At 38.4% G+C, this 18,549-nt stretch carries 16 protein-coding genes; 12 read left to right on the top strand and 4 right to left on the bottom strand.

Annotation, left to right across the window (positions count from 1 at the left end; all coding sequences use genetic code 11):
• Positions 1–72 precede the first annotated feature (72 nt).
• Together F0161_RS10075 and F0161_RS10070 are read right to left on the bottom strand one after the other, a co-directional pair.
• Positions 73–1,545, bottom strand: coding sequence for a sugar porter family MFS transporter (locus tag F0161_RS10075; RefSeq protein WP_150204483.1), 1,473 nt, complete (start codon positions 1,543–1,545; stop codon positions 73–75).
• A 366-nt stretch (positions 1,546–1,911) separates the two neighbouring features.
• The gene (locus tag F0161_RS10070) at positions 1,912–2,640 is read right to left on the bottom strand and encodes a hypothetical protein (protein WP_150204482.1); all 729 of its coding nucleotides are present in this window, start codon (positions 2,638–2,640) and stop codon (positions 1,912–1,914) included.
• Between the two features lie 112 nt (positions 2,641–2,752).
• Here F0161_RS10070 and F0161_RS10065 point away from each other — a divergent pair, with 112 nt between their 5' ends.
• Both F0161_RS10065 and F0161_RS10060 read left to right on the top strand, forming a co-directional pair.
• On the top strand, positions 2,753–3,283 hold the full coding sequence (locus F0161_RS10065) for a TetR/AcrR family transcriptional regulator (RefSeq protein ID WP_150204481.1): 531 nt from the start codon (positions 2,753–2,755) through the stop codon (positions 3,281–3,283).
• Between the two features lie 132 nt (positions 3,284–3,415).
• Positions 3,416–3,790 (top strand): hypothetical protein, encoded by a 375-nt coding sequence (locus tag F0161_RS10060; protein WP_150204480.1) that lies wholly within the window; start codon positions 3,416–3,418, stop codon positions 3,788–3,790.
• 370 nt (positions 3,791–4,160) lie between these two features.
• Here F0161_RS10060 and F0161_RS10055 read toward each other — a convergent pair whose 3' ends face one another.
• A complete protein-coding gene (locus F0161_RS10055; RefSeq protein ID WP_150204479.1) occupies positions 4,161–5,360 on the bottom strand; it encodes an SAM-dependent methyltransferase in 1,200 nt (399 codons plus the stop codon).
• A 243-nt stretch (positions 5,361–5,603) separates the two neighbouring features.
• On the opposite strand from F0161_RS10055, the gene F0161_RS10050 reads away from it, so the two are divergent.
• From F0161_RS10050 to ndk, 4 genes are all read left to right on the top strand, one after another.
• A complete protein-coding gene (locus F0161_RS10050; RefSeq protein ID WP_150204478.1) occupies positions 5,604–6,644 on the top strand; it encodes an AI-2E family transporter in 1,041 nt (346 codons plus the stop codon).
• Between the two features lie 121 nt (positions 6,645–6,765).
• Positions 6,766–7,452 (top strand): 2,3-diphosphoglycerate-dependent phosphoglycerate mutase, encoded by a 687-nt coding sequence (locus F0161_RS10045; protein WP_137602731.1) that lies wholly within the window; start codon positions 6,766–6,768, stop codon positions 7,450–7,452.
• A gap of 766 nt (positions 7,453–8,218) precedes the next feature.
• Positions 8,219–9,424, top strand: coding sequence for an IS110 family RNA-guided transposase (locus F0161_RS10040; protein ID WP_150203428.1), 1,206 nt, complete (start codon positions 8,219–8,221; stop codon positions 9,422–9,424).
• A gap of 920 nt (positions 9,425–10,344) precedes the next feature.
• Positions 10,345–10,779, top strand: coding sequence for a nucleoside-diphosphate kinase (gene ndk / locus F0161_RS10035; RefSeq protein WP_137602744.1), 435 nt, complete (start codon positions 10,345–10,347; stop codon positions 10,777–10,779).
• 48 nt (positions 10,780–10,827) lie between these two features.
• Here the strand turns inward: ndk and F0161_RS10030 are convergent, their stop codons facing one another.
• On the bottom strand, positions 10,828–11,979 hold the full coding sequence (locus F0161_RS10030; RefSeq protein ID WP_150204477.1) for a VanZ family protein: 1,152 nt from the start codon (positions 11,977–11,979) through the stop codon (positions 10,828–10,830).
• Positions 11,980–12,318: 339 nt separating this feature from the next.
• Between F0161_RS10030 and F0161_RS10025 the strand changes: the two genes are divergently transcribed.
• The 6 genes from F0161_RS10025 (at position 12,319) to F0161_RS10000 (ending at position 18,283) form a co-directional block, all read left to right on the top strand.
• The gene (locus F0161_RS10025; protein ID WP_137602746.1) at positions 12,319–12,969 is read left to right on the top strand and encodes an MIP/aquaporin family protein; all 651 of its coding nucleotides are present in this window, start codon (positions 12,319–12,321) and stop codon (positions 12,967–12,969) included.
• A gap of 262 nt (positions 12,970–13,231) precedes the next feature.
• Complete coding sequence (deoC, locus tag F0161_RS10020; protein ID WP_137602747.1) at positions 13,232–13,903, top strand: deoxyribose-phosphate aldolase; 672 nt, start codon at positions 13,232–13,234, stop codon at positions 13,901–13,903.
• A gap of 41 nt (positions 13,904–13,944) precedes the next feature.
• Positions 13,945–15,132, top strand: coding sequence for a phosphopentomutase (locus F0161_RS10015; protein ID WP_150204476.1), 1,188 nt, complete (start codon positions 13,945–13,947; stop codon positions 15,130–15,132).
• Between the two features lie 18 nt (positions 15,133–15,150).
• The gene (gene deoD / locus F0161_RS10010; RefSeq protein WP_137602749.1) at positions 15,151–15,858 is read left to right on the top strand and encodes a purine-nucleoside phosphorylase; all 708 of its coding nucleotides are present in this window, start codon (positions 15,151–15,153) and stop codon (positions 15,856–15,858) included.
• Positions 15,859–15,942: 84 nt separating this feature from the next.
• Positions 15,943–16,896: a sugar-binding transcriptional regulator gene (locus F0161_RS10005; protein WP_318635333.1), complete on the top strand. Its 954-nt coding sequence runs from the start codon at positions 15,943–15,945 to the stop codon at positions 16,894–16,896.
• A gap of 85 nt (positions 16,897–16,981) precedes the next feature.
• Positions 16,982–18,283, top strand: a complete 1,302-nt coding sequence (locus F0161_RS10000) for a pyrimidine-nucleoside phosphorylase (protein WP_150204475.1) — start codon at positions 16,982–16,984, stop codon at positions 18,281–18,283.
• Positions 18,284–18,549: the final 266 nt, after the last annotated feature.

Raw genomic sequence — 18,549 nt, 5'->3', positions numbered from 1 at the left:
ACTTCTTGACAAAGAACCATTTTTATTGCAACAAAAAAACACAGCCAAAATTGCGACTGTGCTTTAAGATAATTAATTTGATAAAGGTTTAGTTGAAGTAGGTTCTCCTTCTTCAGTATAGCCTTTAGCATGTGCTTGAGAACGAAGATCAGCTTCAATTGATTCAAGACTACGGTTACGAGTTTCAATCGTGTATTTGGCAATGAACCAGATAGCGGCGAAACAGAGTGCACCATAGATAAGGAACAATTTAGCAATCCCTTGACCTTCAGCGTTAGCTGCATGAGCAGGTGTGAAGGCAATTAATAACATTGGGAATGATTGTGAAACGGCGAAGTTAGCTGTCCAGTTAACCACGGCGCCGAATGAGTTACCTAAACCACGAATGTTAAGTGGGAAGGCTTCACCAATCATAACCCACATTACAGGACCCCATGTTGCTGAGAAGAAGGCGATGTAAAGAGTTAAAGCAATAACACAAATCCATGAACCTAAGTTACCACCACCGGCTTTAAGAACTAACATTGCAGCTGACATGACGAAGAGTGAAACACCCATTCCGATGGCACCGAAAGTTAACATCTTTTTACGATCAATTTTATCCATGATCATCACAGCGATAGCCGTCACAACCACGTTAAAGATACCAATGATGATATGTGATTGAAGGGCGAAATGTTCGCTAAAGCCAGCTGAAATAAAGATTGTTGGTGCGTAGTACAAAACAGTATTACAACCCATGACTTGTTGGAAAATTGCTAATCCGATTGCCATAATCAAGACTGGCCGTGACATGTGTCCGAATAATTCCTTGAAACCGCCTGAAGGAATTTGAGCTTGTAGTTTGATATCATGTAATTCTTCTTCAACCGCTTTTTCATTAGGGTTGATTTGGAGTAACACTTTGTGTGCTTCATCCACTTGGCCTTTTTTAACCAAGAAACGTGGTGATTCTGGTAAGAACAGTCCACCAAAGAACAAAATAGCAGCAGGAACCGCAGCTAAACCTAACATCCATCTCCAACCAACAGCTGATGATAAACCAAACATCCCTTGTGGTGAAAGCCATTCGTTAGAAACGTAAGCTAAGAAGATACCAGTCATAATCATTAATTGGAATAACGTTCCAATTCCACCACGCTTTTCAGCAGGTGCAAGTTCTGCCAAGTAAGTTGGAATCAAGGCTGAAGCAGCCCCAACGGCAACCCCTAACAAAATTCGTGAACTAACTAAGACGTAGTATTCTGGCGCAAAGCCTGAACCCATTGCTCCAACGAAGAAAATAACGGCAGCAGTCAATAGTAGCTTTTTACGACCAAGTCGATCTGACAGTGGTCCAATAATTGCAGCACCCAGAATAGCTCCTAATAGAACTGATGCAGTAATGAAACCGTTTGCGAAAGAACCTGCAGCGATATTCAATTCCTTGTTGATGAAGAGCATAGCACCTGAGATAACCCCTGTATCATAACCGAACAGTAAGCCACCTAAAGCGCCAAAGAAATAAATAAACTTAGTAGACATATGTCTCCCAGTATTTGTCATAAGTGTTCCCCTTCCTTGATACGATCCAAAATAATAAGATTGAGACACGGTTCACATTGGTAACCGCTTTCAAAAGATAGTATAACTCATTTAGTTTGTTTCGGCAACCAACCAAATGAAAAAGATGTAAACGCTGCCAATTAAAATGGAGTTGTAAATACACAACTAAATATTGTGTATATTATCACAGACTTATTATTGATTTTCGTTAAGACTTTGATTCAAAAAAATGAGTCGTTTTGATCAAATTTATCGATGAACTACGTTACAATTTAACCAAATAACCGGGAAGGGAGCAAATATGAAGGACTTGGAAGAGAAAAAATGCATCTGACTTTTAACGGTCAGATGCATTTATGTTAATGATTAATTTTTGGCAAGTGAGTTAACTGGATAACGGTAGGCAATCCATAAATATCTCAGTGCGTAAATAATGCAGATGATTCCCAGGAGTGAGAACCAAGTATGATCTAAGACGGTAATGGCGGTTGCGAAGAAGCCATATCCTTTTGGTAAGAAAGTAAAGATAGTACCAAAAAGTGTAAACCAACCTAAAGCAATGGTACCGAAGCGACGGTCGCCCATTTCTTGTAGCTTCCATGAAACAGCCATCGCCAGGATAGTATTAGTTGACATCATCAAAATCAAACAGATGTGGTCACCTAGTCCTAAGCGTAATAGCCAAAACATCGCGAAACCTGTTAGATAACCGAAAATCCCCATAATCCAACCAGTCCGTTCGCTTACGTCTCGGTGAAGATATTTCTTCCAAATAATATTGCGTTCATATTTAACAGACATGAAAAGTGAGAATAATTCAATACCGACAAAAATTACACAACCAAACCATAATACTTCAAACAACCACCAGTGAATCGTGACAAACCATTGATGGAATAACAATGAAAAGGTCAAATCATGGCCAAAGTACCAGGCGTGCATCCAAAAGTAAAAGGGTGATTCTTTATCCTTCACTTGCATTGCCATACTGGTACCGTATTGTAAAAAGCCAAATAAATAAGTTAATAATGCCATGAAAACGACTGAATTTTGATGAGCGTAAATAATTTTCATCACTTCAGAAATTGTATACATAATTGCTACCTCCTAATTAATGTGTATAATATAAACTCAATAGGAGTACCATAAAAATCACGATTTACATAAAAGTGTGCATTAATTCTCAAAAGTGAAGAAGGTGGATAAGATGGATCGACGAGTGGCAAAAACAAAACGCGGATTACAAGAAGCGTTATTTGAATTATTGGACCAAAAAAGTTTAGCAGACATTTCTGTGACCGAATTGTGTGAACGTGCCGATATCGGTCGTCGTACGTTTTATTTGCACTACGACAATATCATGGAAATTTTCGATGATTATTTGCAGGACTTTTCTACTCAAATTGAGTCACAGCTGAGTCATCAGCCAGTTGATGCGGAAACTTTATTAGGTATCTTTAATCAGATCTTTTCAGACTACCAATCGCAGTTTCAAATTATTTGTCTAAATCACCGCCAAGATGCATTGGTTAATAAATTAGAATCAATGTTATTTGCCACGTTAGCAGAGGTCATGCACATTCATCACCATAAAATTGCTACCTTGAAGTACATCACCAGTGGCATTATTAATGTGTACGTGTATCAAATTAACCATCCAGAAGAATTATCGCAGACGGAATTATCGTACGAAGTAGGGAAACTTTTGGAAAGTGATTTGACTATGTTGTATAGGTGAAAGTTTAAAGATATCTTTATGAACTTTATTTTGTCGGATTGATTGAAGACTTGAGTTACATGTTTTAAAGTGAATTACTGGTTAAATAAATGGTCATTTAAATTTGAAATAATGTAAGAAAGGGTGAAATCAATGAAAGTTTTATTATCAATTAAACCTGAATTTGTTAATGAAATGGTTTTAGGAAACAAAAAATTTGAATATAGGAAAAGTATTTTCAAACGCGCAGATGTCACTGACGTTGTTGTCTATGCGACTAAGCCATACGGTAAAGTTGTTGGTGAGTTTAAAATTGATCGAATCATCGACGATAACCCTTCTAATATTTGGCAAAGAACAAAAAAATTTTCTGGTACAACTCAAAATTTCTTTTACGATTATTTTAGTAATCGTAAAAGAGGTTTTGCAATTGCTTTTTCAGAGTTTAAATCTTATGAAAAGCCACTTGAACTGGGTGCTTTTAATCTAAAATGTGCACCGCAGTCATTTTGTTATATAGAGGGTTAAATAATAGTTATCGTAATGTGATTAGAGAGATAACTTGCAAAGCTTTCGTTTCTAATCACTATGCTAGCAAAATAAAAATCAGCTATGATTGAACTACAATCATAGCTGATTTTGTATTATTTATGGATTAAACGGTTTGTTTAACACTCTCTTTATAATCGTGTTCAAATCCACAAATCGTTCACTTAACAAAATATTTCTAATACCTAAAGTACAGGCATTAGAAATATTATAGTTAAAAACTCACGATTTAAGCGTAGATTTTCTCACTCTCTTTAATCGTGTTCCAGTTCACAACTTTCTGCGCCTAATTAATATAGGACACTATCCCAAGTGCGGATAATGTCCTATATCTATTAGTGCTTAAAAGCTATTCGTGAACTGTCTCACTCTGAGCTTCATACATATAATCTCTTGTAATAGGTAATACACGGCCAGAAGGGCCTTTAGTCATCAAGAATTGAATGACATCGATGTTACCAGATTCAAAGGATGCAGCACAGGCATTGAGATAAAGATCCCACATGCGAGTAAAGTTAATTCCTTGCATCTTTTCAATAGCTTGACGTTTGGCGTTGAAGTTATCATCCCAGATTTCAAGTGTCCGTTGATAATGACGACGGAGGGGTTCCATATCTGAGATTTGCATGCCAGCATCAACAATATGTTGGATATTTTCAGTCAAACCAGGTACATAACCACCTGGGAAGATATACTTATTAATCCAACCATTGTAAGCTCCACCTTGTTGACGAGTAATACCGTGAATTAATGCCACGCCATCATCAGTCAAGTAACGATTAACGTCCTTGAAATATTCGCCAAGGTTTTCTTCGCCGACATGTTCAAACATCCCAACTGAAGTCACATAGTCCCATTGACGATCGCCAAGTTCACGATAATCAAGCAACTTCACTTCAGCAATATGCTCGAGACCTTTGTCTTTAATCTGTTGAGTGACATAGTCAAATTGTTCTTGGCTCAACGTCACCCCGGTGACTCTCAAACCATACTTTTCGGCAGCGGTTAACATCAAAGTACCCCAGCCACACCCAATATCCAGCAGTGTGTTACCTGCTTTCGGATTAAGCTTTTGGAGAATGTGATCCACCTTGTCTTGTTGTGCTTGGAACAAATCGTCCGTGTTGCCGTTGGTGAAGTAGGCACATGAATAGGTCATCGTGTCATCCAACCACAAACGGTAGAAGTCATTCCCAACATCATAATGACTCTGGACATCTTCCTTACTTGCCTTTTCTGAATGCTTTTGTTTAGGCAAGAATTTAATGAATTTTTTGTTATGGATGAAACTATCTGCATTTTCATAAGCGGCGGTAATCAATTCTTGAATATCACCCTTAATCTCGATACGTCCATCCATATATGCTTCGCCAAGTGCGATTGAAGCATTCTTTGTAATTTCTTTAATTGGAACAGCTTCTTTAAAAATGATGTTAACTTGTGGTGCGCCTTCGCCATAAGTTTCGGATTTTCCATCCCAGTAGGTAACGGTAACGGGGATGTTGAAAGAATTGCTTAAAAATTGCTTATAAAACGTTTTCTCTAACATAATATCCTCCATGCCAATGTTTGACGACAGTTATTATACGCCTATATTGAAAAACTTGCTAACCAAAAGTTAGTAATGTGTCGTTTAATGGACAGAAGTTTAAAAACAGCCCTACGTGGAAATCGAAGCAGGAAAATAAATTGCAAATAGTTAAGAAAGGTAATTAATCATCGTATTTATTTGGAATGGTCGATTGGACTGTTATAATTGACTCTAATTAGTAAAGGGTAGGGAGGATTTACATTGGTAGAAGCGTGGCATAGTTTTTTAGGGAACGTTAAATTAAGGCGATTCACCGTCTTAGCATTATTGATTGCAATCTTATTTTTGATCAAATCCATGTTAAGCATGTTATTACTGACCTTTGTTTTCACTTATTTAGTGGTAAACTTCGTCAGATTTGTTCATAAACATACGAAAATTCCTAGTAGCATTCTGGTGATTGTCACTTACATAGTGATTATCTGGGGACTGTACATCGGGATTGTTAATTATTTACCACAGCTGGTTAATCAAATCATTAAGATGACTGATTCACTGGTCCAATTTTACAATCATCAAAATACGACTGATTTTTACAAATTCGTCAACAAGTACGTCAGTGTTTCCAGCATTAACGAACAAGTGAAAAAAGGCGTCACACTCATCTTCAGCTATGCCACCAGCATTGGATCGATGGCGTTCACGTTCTTCTTATCATTTGTTCTCAGTTTCTTTTACGCAGTCGAACTCAAGCAACTGCATCGTTTCTCCCAGAATTTTAAAACCGGCGATTTCGCCTGGTTCTTTGGTGATATCGAATACTTCGGTCGCAAATTCGTCAATACGTTTGGGGTCGTGATTGGTGCTCAATTTTCCATCGCCATTGCGAACACGATTATCACCACTATTTGCTTAATCTTTATGCAAATGCCACAAATTTTAACGTTATCATTAATGATTTTTATTTTTAGCTTGGTACCCGTCGCTGGGGTGATTGTCTCCAGTATTCCACTGAGCATCATTGCTTACTCCGAAGGTGGCTTTAAACAAGTAGCCTACATTATCATTATGATTGTGGTCGTCCATGCGATTGAAACGTACGTTTTGAATCCACAATTCATGGCCAGCCGTACTGAATTACCCGTCTTTTATACTTTCGTAGTCCTGATGGTTGGTGAACATTTCTTCGGCGTGTGGGGCCTGATTGTCGGAGTACCTATTTTCGTCTTCTTCCTTGATTTACTGGACGTGAAGCACATTGGTAAAAATAAAAAAGCGGTTGAGACTGCGAAGCCGGATTAATTTGTCAAAATGGGTTTCGATTTAGTCCGTTTCAGAGTAAAATGGAGAATGTATAAAATTTGTGCTGAACATCACTTGTGGTGAACAGCCGTCTAAATAAGAAGAAAGAGGTTTTTATCTCATGGCAAAACTTGTATTAATTCGTCACGGACAAAGTGAATGGAACTTATCTAACCAATTTACTGGTTGGGTTGACGTTGATTTGAGCGAAGAAGGCGTTGAACAAGCTAAGAATGCTGGTCGTGCAATCAAAAAAGCAGGACTTGAATTTGACTATGCTTACACTTCAGTCTTGAAGCGTGCTATCAAGACTCTTCATTACGCATTGGAAGAATCAGACCAAATCTGGGTTCCAGAAACTAAGACATGGCGCTTAAACGAACGTCACTACGGCGCACTTCAAGGCCAAAACAAGCAAGAAGCAGCCGACAAATTTGGCGCAGACCAAGTTCACACTTGGCGTCGTTCATACGACGTTTTGCCTCCATTGTTGGATGCATCTGACGAAGGCTCAGCTGCTCAAGACCGTCGTTACTCAAACTTGGATCCTAAGTTGATCCCTGGTGGCGAAAACCTTAAAGTTACCCTTGAACGTGTAATGCCTCTTTGGGAAGATGAAATTGCACCTAAGTTGCTTGATGGTAAGAATATCATCATCGCAGCCCATGGTAATTCATTACGTGCCCTAAGCAAGTATATCGAAGAAATTTCAGACGACGATATCATCAACTTGGAAATGGCTACTGGCCAACCAGTTGTTTATGACTTTGATGAAAAGTTGAATGTCTTAGGTAAAGAAAAATATTAAGAGCGAGATAAAAATCGGTTATTAACCTGTGCAAATGCACACGGTTTGATTTCGTAGAAAAATGAAAATTCGGCAATGATTCGTTAATTGAATCATTGCCGAATTTGTTTTAACTTATAAGAAAGTATAGATTTTGAACTAGTCTAAGCCAGGAAATACCAAGGGCTTAGACTAGTTCAATTTTTTTGTTCATAGAAATTTGAGTGTAGTTGAAAAACGATAGGCAAGGAACTAAACAAAAATAATAAATTTAAAATAATAGAAGTTTAATTACGTATTTAATATATAGACGGACAATTCAGAATTCTGAATTCGAAGTCACCAATCGTTTTAGTGACTATTTTTGAATACCTCAGCAGACAAATTTGATGATGGGAGGTATCAAAATGAAAACTAGAGAAAGGTATTATTGCAGTGGACAATATTTATTTGTTCTTATGCATTGCTCAAACAGCTATCAATATAGTAACAATGATAGTGCGTTTGATTATCATGCTAAAGACAAAAACTGACTAACATTAGTGGTGAATCATAATTCGACGGAATTATGATTCACCACTTTTTCTTTTTTTGCTAAAGTGGTAATGAAGTTGACATGTCGAAGGTCTATTTGGCGCACCTTCTGGTGACGTCGTCACAAAAACTGGCAACTTCATTTGGTTCACAAATTAACTCGCTCGAAGTCCGTTGGCTATTTAAAGTCGTGTATTGAAAATTGAGATGAGTGAATCAGTGAATACAACTTTCATAAAGGTGGTAGTTAGTCATGGATATCGTATTTGGTATTGATGTAAGTAAGCACAGCTCCAATATAGCAATTTTGATTGAACAAAAGGTTTACAAAGAATTCAAAATTCAAAATGACCGGCATGGGTTTGAAATTCTTGAAGATGAGCTAGATGGCTTAACATCACCACAGATAATTTTTGAATCTTCAGGAATCTATTCTCGCAGTATACGTGCATTTCTGATTCGTAACGGTTGGCAATATACAGAAATTAATCCTTTAGCAGCTAAGAAGGATATGGATAGTTTTCGCCACAATAAAAATGACCGATTAGATGCAGTTTCATTGGCAATGGCGATGTCACAACATCACTACAAGCCAACATTTCAGGAACAACCAGTTTATTCAGAACTGCATGATTTAGAACGGACATATCAAGAGCTGAATGAAGATATTGTTAGGGCTAAGAATCGATTACATCAAAAACTACAACTGGCTTTCCCCGAAATTGAACGATTCTTAAGTGTCACCGATGGTGCATTGTATTGGCACATCGTTCAGCAGTTTCCACATCCATCTCTGGTTTTAGAAATGGGAATTACCGAACTGGCTCGGCTAATTATTGAAGCGACACCTAAGAACATGGGTGAACGTCGTTCGCTGGTTCTAGCCCAGCACTTACAAGATTTGGCATATAATTCAGCTCCAGCTGTTGAAAACTGCACACATGCCGTCCAAGCTGTAATTTATTTAGCCGGAGAAGTAGAACGACTCGATACTTTGAAGAAGAAAACGATTGACGAAATGACTGAAATTTCAGCTAATCTTCAGGAAATTCCCATTCTACAATCGATTCCAGGAATTGGTATTAAAACAGCAGTATGTTTGGTGGCTGAATTGGGAGATATCCGCAGATTTAGAAAACCTAATGCGATTAATGCTTATATCGGAATTGACTTAATTCAATATCAATCTGGGGACTTTGAAATGGGACAGCACATCAGGAAGCGTGGGAATACCTACGCTCGTAAAATACTTTTCAAAGCTGTACTGAATATAGTGAGTGTCTCAAGATATCATCCTAGTAACATTAGTCTGTTCTATCAAAGAAAAAAGCAATCTTCCGGTGACATTCACACCAAGAAGATTGCCATAGCTGCGATGGGAAGGCTCAATCGAACCATCTACCACCTCATCAAAAATAATGAATTTTATGACCCTATGAAGTTCACGCCAGAACTGTAGATCATTATCCATTCAAATACATTATAGCATCTCAAAAATTAGGAATACTAGAGATGTTTATTTTGTGTACACTCAATTTAATTTAATTGATCTTTTTCAGTTCATATACGTTATTAAATAGGCCTGTAGCCATGCTTTATTAAAATAAAAAACCATTAGAACGAGGTTTCCCTTGACTAATGGTAGAAAAATAGAGTAACAGTCAAAAGACGATTACTCTGCCATAAAAATAGTACTGATGATTGGTGGAAAATGAATTGGGCAAACAATTCATTTTCCTTACATAGACAATATAACGCGAGTTAGATAAAAACTCAAGATAAATAGATTAACGTAAATTGACAATAATTACGTACTTAATATATAGACGGACAATTCAGAATTATGAATTCGAAGTCACCAATCGTTTTAGTGACTATTTTTGAATACCTCAGCAGACAAATTTGATGATGGGGGGTATCAAAATGAAAACTAATGAAAGGTGCTATTGCAGTGGACAATATTTATTTGTTCTTGTGCATTGCTCAAACAGCTATCAATAGCGTAACAATGATAGTGCGTTTGATCATCATGCTCAAGACGAAAAAATAGAGTAACCGTCAAAAGACGATTACTCTCCCACAAAAATAGTACTGATGATTGGTGGAAAATGAATTGGATGAACAATTCATTTTCCTTACATAGACAATATAACGCGAGTTAGATAAAAACTCAAGATAAATAGATTAATGTAAATTGACAATTGTTACGTACAGTAAGTGAACTAATTACACTAGTTATTGCTGCTAGTATCAGTTGCATTAATGAGTATATAGTATTTACTATAATTTGCACAAAGAAAACATTTGATATTAGTTTTGATTGCGTTACCACGAGCACTCGTTGTACAATCGTTGTAATAAATGATTGGGGATGACGAGATGGCAGAAGAACGTACGTTAGTATTAGTGAAACCAGATGGTGTGAAACAACGGCATATTGGCCAAGTAATCACGCGACTTGAACAACGTGGTTATACAATTGAGGCCTTAAAAATTGTAAACGCTACCATGGAACAATTGAAGGATCATTATGCGGACTTAGCAGACAAGCCTTTCTTTCCAGAAATTACGACTTATATGCAGGAAGGTCCAATTACTGCAATTGTGGCGCAAGGCACTAATATTGTAGAAGTGTTCCATCGAATGGCTGGTGGGACTAATCCTACACAAGCTGAACTAGGGACAATTCGTGGAGATTTTGGACGTGAATGGGCTGATGGCTTGATTCGAAACGTCGTCCACAGTTCTGATAGTGCCGAGTCAGCTGAACGCGAAATTAAAGTCTGGTTCCCAGAACTAGGCGATACGTTATAATAGTAAATCCACCTCACGAGTGAATTCGTGAAGTGGATTTTTTTGGCACTATTTTCTACCGCGCTTTTTCAAGGTATTTTGTTGCTTCGTATGCACGATTAAGTCGTAAAATAAGCGGTCTCGGCGTGTAACTAACGCAGCCAGAAAATCAAAGACAAAGCCGAGCACAATCGCACTTAATATCACGAGTACAAAGGCATTTAATTTGGTTCGGGCAGATTCGACCGTCAAAATTAGTTTAGCTTGTTTTAACCAGGCAATACTAATTGGTAACGTGAAGTAGTAAATCCAGGCTTGGCGCATGCCAATTCTCAGTCGAGAAAGCTTGCCCGGATAAAAGTTAGTAATCTTGATGTGGACAATTGATTTACCAAAGGTTTGTCCTTCCGTCACCATTGGTACCAGAATCAGGACAATCGCAATGGGCAAAATATAATTAAAGAGTGGCGTGTGGGCCATGCCACGGTGACCAATCATATAGAAGAAAACTTCAATCATCAAACTACAAATCATCGAAACAATCATGTAATCAATAAATAAAGCAACCAAACGTCTGAGCCAACCGACATGTTCGGCTCTTTTATAACTGGAACTATCAAGTTTGTCACGATTAGGGAAAATCTTAGCGATAATTGGTGCCAGCAACCAGCCAAAGGTGCCACCGAGCGTATTCATCATTAAATCATCCACGTCGAAGAGACGATATGAACGAGGATAAATCCAATATAGTCCAGATAATTGAGTTAATTCAAAGAATAGACTCAGCAAAAATGAAGCTAAGATGGTTTTCTTAAATGAAAGTCGGAAGTAATAGCGAATATAAAACCCAAACGGAATGATGAGTAATATATTGAAGACTGGCTGGAGAAACGAAATCGTTTTTAACGATCCAACCCAGGTGCCCGGATGGACTAATGAAAATCCAGATTCTGTCAAAAAATCATGCACAAAGTTAAAGGGTATCAGTTGTACTCTTGCCGAAGTCATTTTAAAGACCGATTCAATCGACGGCAAAGGTAAAATGACCATCAAGTACGCCGCTAACAGGTAAAAAATCATCGTGTACAGCACAAAGGCCCGCTTAAACGTGAAACTTCCATAATGGCGATACTCAATGACTAATAACGGCAGCGTGATGAAAGCCGCTAAGAATGGGAAAATTATGACTGCTGATTTGATATTGCTAATATATAATGACATTTGGTTTCCTGATTTTTTGAATTTTTTTGTATTGTACTCAATGTACCAAACCCACGGGGCATGTGACAACAACAAAACATCGAAAATTTAGGGACAATTCAATGATAAGAAATAATTCACAGCTATTTTGTCAGTCATACACTTTAGATAAGAATGGACTACAATATCTATTTATGCCACAACACGTGCGGAAATCGTGTGATATCAAGGCTCTGAAAATATTATTGTTCAGATTTTTTTAAATTATTGACAAAATTTGAACAGTTAATGGCCTTGCATAGGTAAATTTCCTTTTGTACAATTGTAAGTGTTAATAAACAAGGGAGGATTTATTTTATTATGAGAAAATATTTTGCAGAATTTTTAGGAACTTTTATGTTGGTATTCCTAGGGACGGCCACCGTAGTGATTGCTAAGGGCAACGTTCTTGCCATTGGTTTATCATTTGGGTTAGCCATCACTGTATCAGCATATGCATTTGGTGGAATTTCAGGTGGGCACTTTAATCCAGCTGTTACGACTGCCATGCTAATCAATCGTCGGATTGAAGTCGGGGATGCAATCTTTTACATCATCGCTCAATTTATTGGTGCCACTGCGGCCAGCGCTTTCGTGCTTTACTTTGTTAAAGCCTTGCACCTGTCAGCTACTGCACTTGGACAAACAGATTTCCCCAAGATTAATTCAGTTACCGCAATTATTGTCGAAACCTTAGCTACATTCTTATTCTTGATGGTCATCTTAAACGTCACGAGCAACGATCATGGTAACAGTGACTTTGCCGGCTTAACAATCGGTATTACGTTAGCCTTCTTGATTATTGCAACCTTGAACCTGACTGGTGGTTCATTAAACCCAGCCCGTTCATTCGGGCCTGCTATCTTTGCTGGTGGTAGTGCTTTGTCACACATCTGGGTCTACATTTTAGCTCCAGAAATTGGTGCCATTTTGGCAGCATATTGTTCACGATTCTTAGATTCAGAAAGATAAAAATTAATATTTAATTACAGTCATCACTGACAGCAATTTGCTATCAGTGGTGATTTTTTTTATTTCATTGAAATTCAATAAATATGTAGATTTAAGACAAGCGAATTATACATAACGTAAACAAATGTCAACTTGTGAAATGGTAAACAACATTTAATTTAAAATTATGAAAAGCACTCTGAACATAATTTCAGTAAATCGTTTTACATTTGCTCAAAGATTTGTTAAGCTTGATTTATCAAAAATGAAAGGGGTTTCAAAAATGAAACTTACAAACGCAGAATTAGCAAAATACATGGATCACACACTCTTAAAAGCAGATGCCACACAAGCTCAAGTCGAAGAAACACTCGCTGAAGCAAAAAAATATAATACCGCTTCAATCTGTATCAATCCATATTGGGTAGAATTAGCTGCCAAAGAATTGAAGGGCACAACTGTCAATGTTTGTACTGTAATTGGTTTCCCTCTCGGTGCCAATACCACAGCCACAAAGGTCTTTGAAGTGAACGATACAATCGACAAAGGCGCTACTGAAGTTGATATGGTGATCAACATTGGTGAATTAAAACAACATCATGATGACGCTGTTCAAGCTGATATTAAAGCCTTGGCCGATGCCGCTCATGCTAAAAAAGCTATTTTGAAAGTTATTATTGAAACCGCTTTATTAAACGATGAAGAAAAAGTTCGTGCATGTAAATTGTCTGTAGCTGCAGGAGCCGATTTCGTTAAAACTTCAACTGGGTTCTCAACTGCCGGTGCTCAAGTAGCTGATGTTAAATTAATGCGTGAAACTGTTGGCCCTGATTTGGGTGTTAAAGCTTCTGGTGGTATCCATAGTGCCAAAGAAGCCTATGCCATGATTGAAGCTGGTGCCAGTCGTTTAGGCGTGAGTGCCAGTGTTGAAATTTTGAAAGAAAATGAAGGCTAATCATAGCCAAGTACTAAATAGTAAATAAAGGGAGTGCAATAATGAAGTACAATCGTGTTTTCGGAATTGTTTTGGATTCAGTTGGAACGGGTGCTGCACCAGACGCTGATAAGTTTGGTGATGTCGGCTCAGATACATTGGGCCATGTTGGTGAATTTTATGAAGGTAATTTAGACATTCCTAATCTGCAAAAACTTGGGATTTCTAATTTGCGTGAAACACCCATTGAGGGCGTCGCCGCAGCTGACAAACCATTAGCCTATTATGGCAAGATGCGTGAAATTTCAGCTGGTAAAGATAGTATGGATGGCCATTGGGAAATGATGGGCTTACCCGTTGAACACGCTTTATCACTATTTCCAAATGGTTTCCCCGCTGACTTAATTGACAAGTTGAAGGATTTTTCTAAACGTGACGTGATTGTCAACAAACCATATTCCGGCACGGATGTTATTCACGATTACGGTGAAGAACAGATGAAAACAGGCGCCTTGATTGTCTATACATCTGGCGATTCAGTACTTCAAATTGCCGCTCACGAAGATATTATTCCATTGGAAGAACTTTATAAGATTTGTGAATACGCACGTAGTTTAGTGAATGAACCTCCATATGTGATTGGCCGCATTATTGCACGCCCTTACGTTGGACCTGACAAAGATCACTTCACTCGGACGGCTAACCGTCGTGATTTTACCCTGGAACCAACTGGTGACACTGATTTGAACCGTCTCCAAGATGCTGGCTATGAAGTAATCGGAATTGGTAAAATCAATGATATTTTCTCAGGTCACGGTATTTCTCGTGGCTATCACAATGAAAGCAACCATAACGGTATGGAACATGTTTTGGAAACGATGGGCCAAGATTTCAACGGCCTCTCATTTACGAACTTAGTTGATTTTGATGCCATGTACGGTCATCGTCGTAATCCAAAGGGATTCGGTGCTGCATTAATGGAATTTGATCAACAATTGGGTGAAGTTTTAGCTCAATTAAAAGATGACGATTTGTTAATGCTTACCGCTGACCATGGTAATGATCCTGGTTTCCGTGGCACTGACCACACCCGTGAGTTAGTACCTGTCTTAGCTTATTCACCAAGTTTCAAGCAAACCGGTGAATCATTAGGTGTGCGCGAAACATTCTCAGACTTTGGTGCAACTATTTTGGATAATTTTGGTGTTAACAATGTCAAAGGCACAAGTTTCTTAGCTGATCTTAAATAATCCGAGGAGTGATAAATTATGAGTACACATATTGGTGCAAAAGATGGCGAAATCGCTGAAACAGTTCTATTTCCAGGGGATCCATTACGGGCTAAGTTTATTGCTGAAAACTTCTTAGAAGATGTTCATCAATACAGTTCCATCCGGAATATGTTTGGTTATACAGGAACATATAAGGGTAAAAAGATTTCCGTTCAAGGTAGTGGAATGGGGATTCCTTCACTGTCAATTTATGCTAACGAACTAATTAAATTTTACGGTGTTAAAACCATTATCCGGGTTGGTACCGCCGGTGGGATGCGTGAAGATGTCAAAATTGGTGATGTTATTTTAGGCCAAGGTTCCACCACGGATTCAGCTGTTACCGCCAATACGTTTGGGGCTGGCGTATATTACGCTCCATTGTCAGACTTTGAGTTACTTGACCGAGCTTATCATGTGGCACAAGAGATGGATGTACCAGTTCGAGTGGGAAATATCTTTGCTGCTGATCGTTTCTATAATGATGAATTAGACATGAAGAAATTAGCTGACTATGGTTGTGTCGCCACTGAAATGGAATCGGCCGGCTTATTCTTAATTGGTGCTAAATATGGCATCAAGACATTGAGTATCTTGACTTGTAGCGATAACTTAGTGACAGGTGAATCTGCTTCACCACACGATCGTGAACAAGCCTTTACCGACATGATGAAAGTTTCGCTTGAAACTGGGATTCGTGGCTAATCATTAGATTGATTAGTTTCTTGGCTTGGACTGTCTTATAATGAACTATTGTAAATAAAATTAAGCTAAGTTGAGGCCAAACCAATGGATATTGAAAAGGATAAAATTCAACAAAGTATCGCAGTTGCGCGAATGTATTATGAACAAGAACTGAGTCAAAATCAGATTGCTGCTCAATTGGGGATTTCTCGACCAACCGTTTCAAGACTACTTCAAGCGGCCAAAAAAAGTGGTTTGATTCGGATCCAAATCATGGATCCGGTCGAAAGCTCGGAAGCACTGGAAGCTAAAATTAAAGCACGCTACCAATTGAATGAAGCCCACGTGGTGCCCGTTCAAACGGTGAATGCTGGTTCTTCGCTAGACGCGATTGGTCAGTACGCCGCCGATTACTTAGCTGATTTGGTTGGCGATCACGATACGATTGGAATTGGCTGGGGTAAAACCATTCATTCCATCGCTAATCATTTAAATGTGAAGGATGAAGTCACGGACGTCTCAGTCGTGCAACTCAAAGGTAGTGTTTCGTATTCTAAACACCACACTTACGGCTTTGAAAGTATCAACGCCTTTGCCGCCGCGTTTCGGACAATTCCTCAATATTTGCCACTGCCAGTCATTTTTGATCAAAAGATGACGAAAGACCTAGTTGAAAAAGAACGCCATATTCAACATTTGATTGAGTTAGGTAAAAAAGCTAATATTGCAGTCTTTACTGTCGGAACTGTCCGTGACAGCGCGTTGGTCTTGAACTTAAACTATTTTGCCGAAGACGAAATTGAGTTTTTGCAAGACCATGCAGTTGGGGATGTCTTCTCTAGATTTATTGATGAGGACGGAAAAATTGTGTGCGATGAAATTAATCAACGCACGATTGGTATTCAACTGTCAGATTTGACGACTAAAGATCACTCCATTTTGGTCGTTACCGGTGAAGCTAAAGTCGCCGCAATTGATGCGGCTCTACGTGGTAAATACGCCAACACTTTGATTATTGATCAACATACGGCGCAACAACTTATTAATTATCGAAACTAATTGAAAATAAAATGAGGACGTGACTCTTAACGTCCATATTTTTAACAACAAAATGTAACCGCTAACACAAGGAGGATAATGAACAATGAGAATGTTAGATGTAATCGATGCAAAACGAAATGGTGGGGTTCTGACCGATGAACAAATCCAATTCTTCGTTGATGGAGTTGTAGATGGTTCGATTCCTGATTATCAAATTAGTGCACTGTTAATGGCCATTTATTTTCAAAAAATGACTGCACCTGAACAAACTAAATTAACGATGGCCATGCTAGAATCTGGTGATCAACTAGATTTATCAAAGATTGATGGCATTAAAGTTGATAAGCATTCTACCGGTGGTGTGGGTGATAAAACTAGTTTGCCATTGGCAGCCATGGTAGCAGCGTTAGGGATTCCCGTACCCATGATTTCTGGTCGTGGTTTAGGTCACACTGGTGGAACCTTGGACAAATTGGAAGCCATTCCTGGTTTTCGAGTAGAGTTAACCGAAGAAGAATTCATTAATCAAGTCCAATCAATAGGCTTGGCAATTGTCGGTGCAACAGGCCAAATTGCACCAGCTGACGCCCGGATTTATGGCTTGCGTGATGTAACTGACACAGTTGATTCAATTCCATTGATTGCTAGCTCGATTTTGAGTAAAAAATTAGCCTCAGGGACAGATGCGTTAGTGATTGATGTTAAAACCGGTAGTGGTGCCTTCATGAAAGAAGAAGCCGATGCACAAAGCTTGGCCCATGCCTTGGTTGAAATTGCCAATGGAGCTGGAGTAAAGAGTATGGCGATTATTTCTGATATGAACCAACCACTTGGTGATAAGATTGGTAACTCTCTTGAAATTGAAGAATCAATTGATGTTCTGAAGGGCAAAGGACCTGCCGATTTAGTTGAATTAATTTTGACATTAGGTTCTCAAATGGCTGTTTTAGGCAAGAAAGCTGCTAACTTAGACGAAGCTCGTCAAAAATTACAAGCTACTATCGATGATGGGTCAGCCTTAGAAAAATTCAAACAAATGATTGAAATGCAAGGTGGCGATACCCGGGTGATTGATGATTATTCAATCATGCCACAAGCTAAATACAAGATTGACATCAAAGCTGAAAAAGATGGAGTCGTGAGTCAAATTACGGCTGACGAAATTGGCGTAGCCAGCATGTTACTTGGAGGCGGTCGTGCTGCCAAAGAAGACAAGCTTGATTATTCAGTTGGGATTGTTTTGAGTCACAAAGTTGGTGACCAAGTCAAAAAGGGTGATACCTTACTGACAGTTTACAGTAACCAAGAAGATATCACTAAAGTTGAACAATTGATTCGTGATAATTATTTAATTGGGGATGCTGCTGAACCAATCAAATTAATCCACGAAATTATTACAGATTAATATGGATGTAAATAAACCACAATCGCATGGGGCGATTGTGGTTTATTTTTGTACGATAGAGTTCACGCTCTCCTTAATCGTGTTTCATCAATCAGATTACTCCGCCTATCTACACTAATTAATTTATCCCTAGTCCGGATAAACCAATTAGCTAGGATAGTGCTCGTAATCTACCGATTGATGGCACACTCTTTTTATAATCGCGCTTTTCACCCCAACCTTTTCGCTTAACTCATCTAACTTTGCCACCCAAGAACGGTGACTCA

This window comes from Paucilactobacillus nenjiangensis, from assembly GCF_008632615.1.
In the GTDB taxonomy this organism is placed as follows: domain Bacteria; phylum Bacillota; class Bacilli; order Lactobacillales; family Lactobacillaceae; genus Paucilactobacillus; species Paucilactobacillus nenjiangensis.
Note: the sequence above shows the minus strand (reverse complement) of the source record. Positions and strands in the feature narration are given on the sequence as shown.

Coding starts and splice junctions, on each gene's coding strand:
- F0161_RS10065 (WP_150204481.1), top strand. CDS start 2,753: ATGGATCGACGAGTGGCAAAAACAAAACGCGGATTACAAGAAGCGTTA.
- F0161_RS10055 (WP_150204479.1), bottom strand. CDS start 5,360: ATGTTAGAGAAAACGTTTTATAAGCAATTTTTAAGCAATTCTTTCAAC.
- deoD (WP_137602749.1), top strand. CDS start 15,151: ATGAGTACACATATTGGTGCAAAAGATGGCGAAATCGCTGAAACAGTT.
- F0161_RS10075 (WP_150204483.1), bottom strand. CDS start 1,545: ATGACAAATACTGGGAGACATATGTCTACTAAGTTTATTTATTTCTTT.
- F0161_RS10060 (WP_150204480.1), top strand. CDS start 3,416: ATGAAAGTTTTATTATCAATTAAACCTGAATTTGTTAATGAAATGGTT.
- F0161_RS10025 (WP_137602746.1), top strand. CDS start 12,319: ATGAGAAAATATTTTGCAGAATTTTTAGGAACTTTTATGTTGGTATTC.
- F0161_RS10015 (WP_150204476.1), top strand. CDS start 13,945: ATGAAGTACAATCGTGTTTTCGGAATTGTTTTGGATTCAGTTGGAACG.
- ndk (WP_137602744.1), top strand. CDS start 10,345: ATGGCAGAAGAACGTACGTTAGTATTAGTGAAACCAGATGGTGTGAAA.
- F0161_RS10070 (WP_150204482.1), bottom strand. CDS start 2,640: ATGTATACAATTTCTGAAGTGATGAAAATTATTTACGCTCATCAAAAT.
- F0161_RS10005 (WP_318635333.1), top strand. CDS start 15,943: ATGGATATTGAAAAGGATAAAATTCAACAAAGTATCGCAGTTGCGCGA.
- F0161_RS10000 (WP_150204475.1), top strand. CDS start 16,982: ATGAGAATGTTAGATGTAATCGATGCAAAACGAAATGGTGGGGTTCTG.
- F0161_RS10030 (WP_150204477.1), bottom strand. CDS start 11,979: ATGTCATTATATATTAGCAATATCAAATCAGCAGTCATAATTTTCCCA.
- F0161_RS10040 (WP_150203428.1), top strand. CDS start 8,219: ATGGATATCGTATTTGGTATTGATGTAAGTAAGCACAGCTCCAATATA.
- F0161_RS10045 (WP_137602731.1), top strand. CDS start 6,766: ATGGCAAAACTTGTATTAATTCGTCACGGACAAAGTGAATGGAACTTA.
- deoC (WP_137602747.1), top strand. CDS start 13,232: ATGAAACTTACAAACGCAGAATTAGCAAAATACATGGATCACACACTC.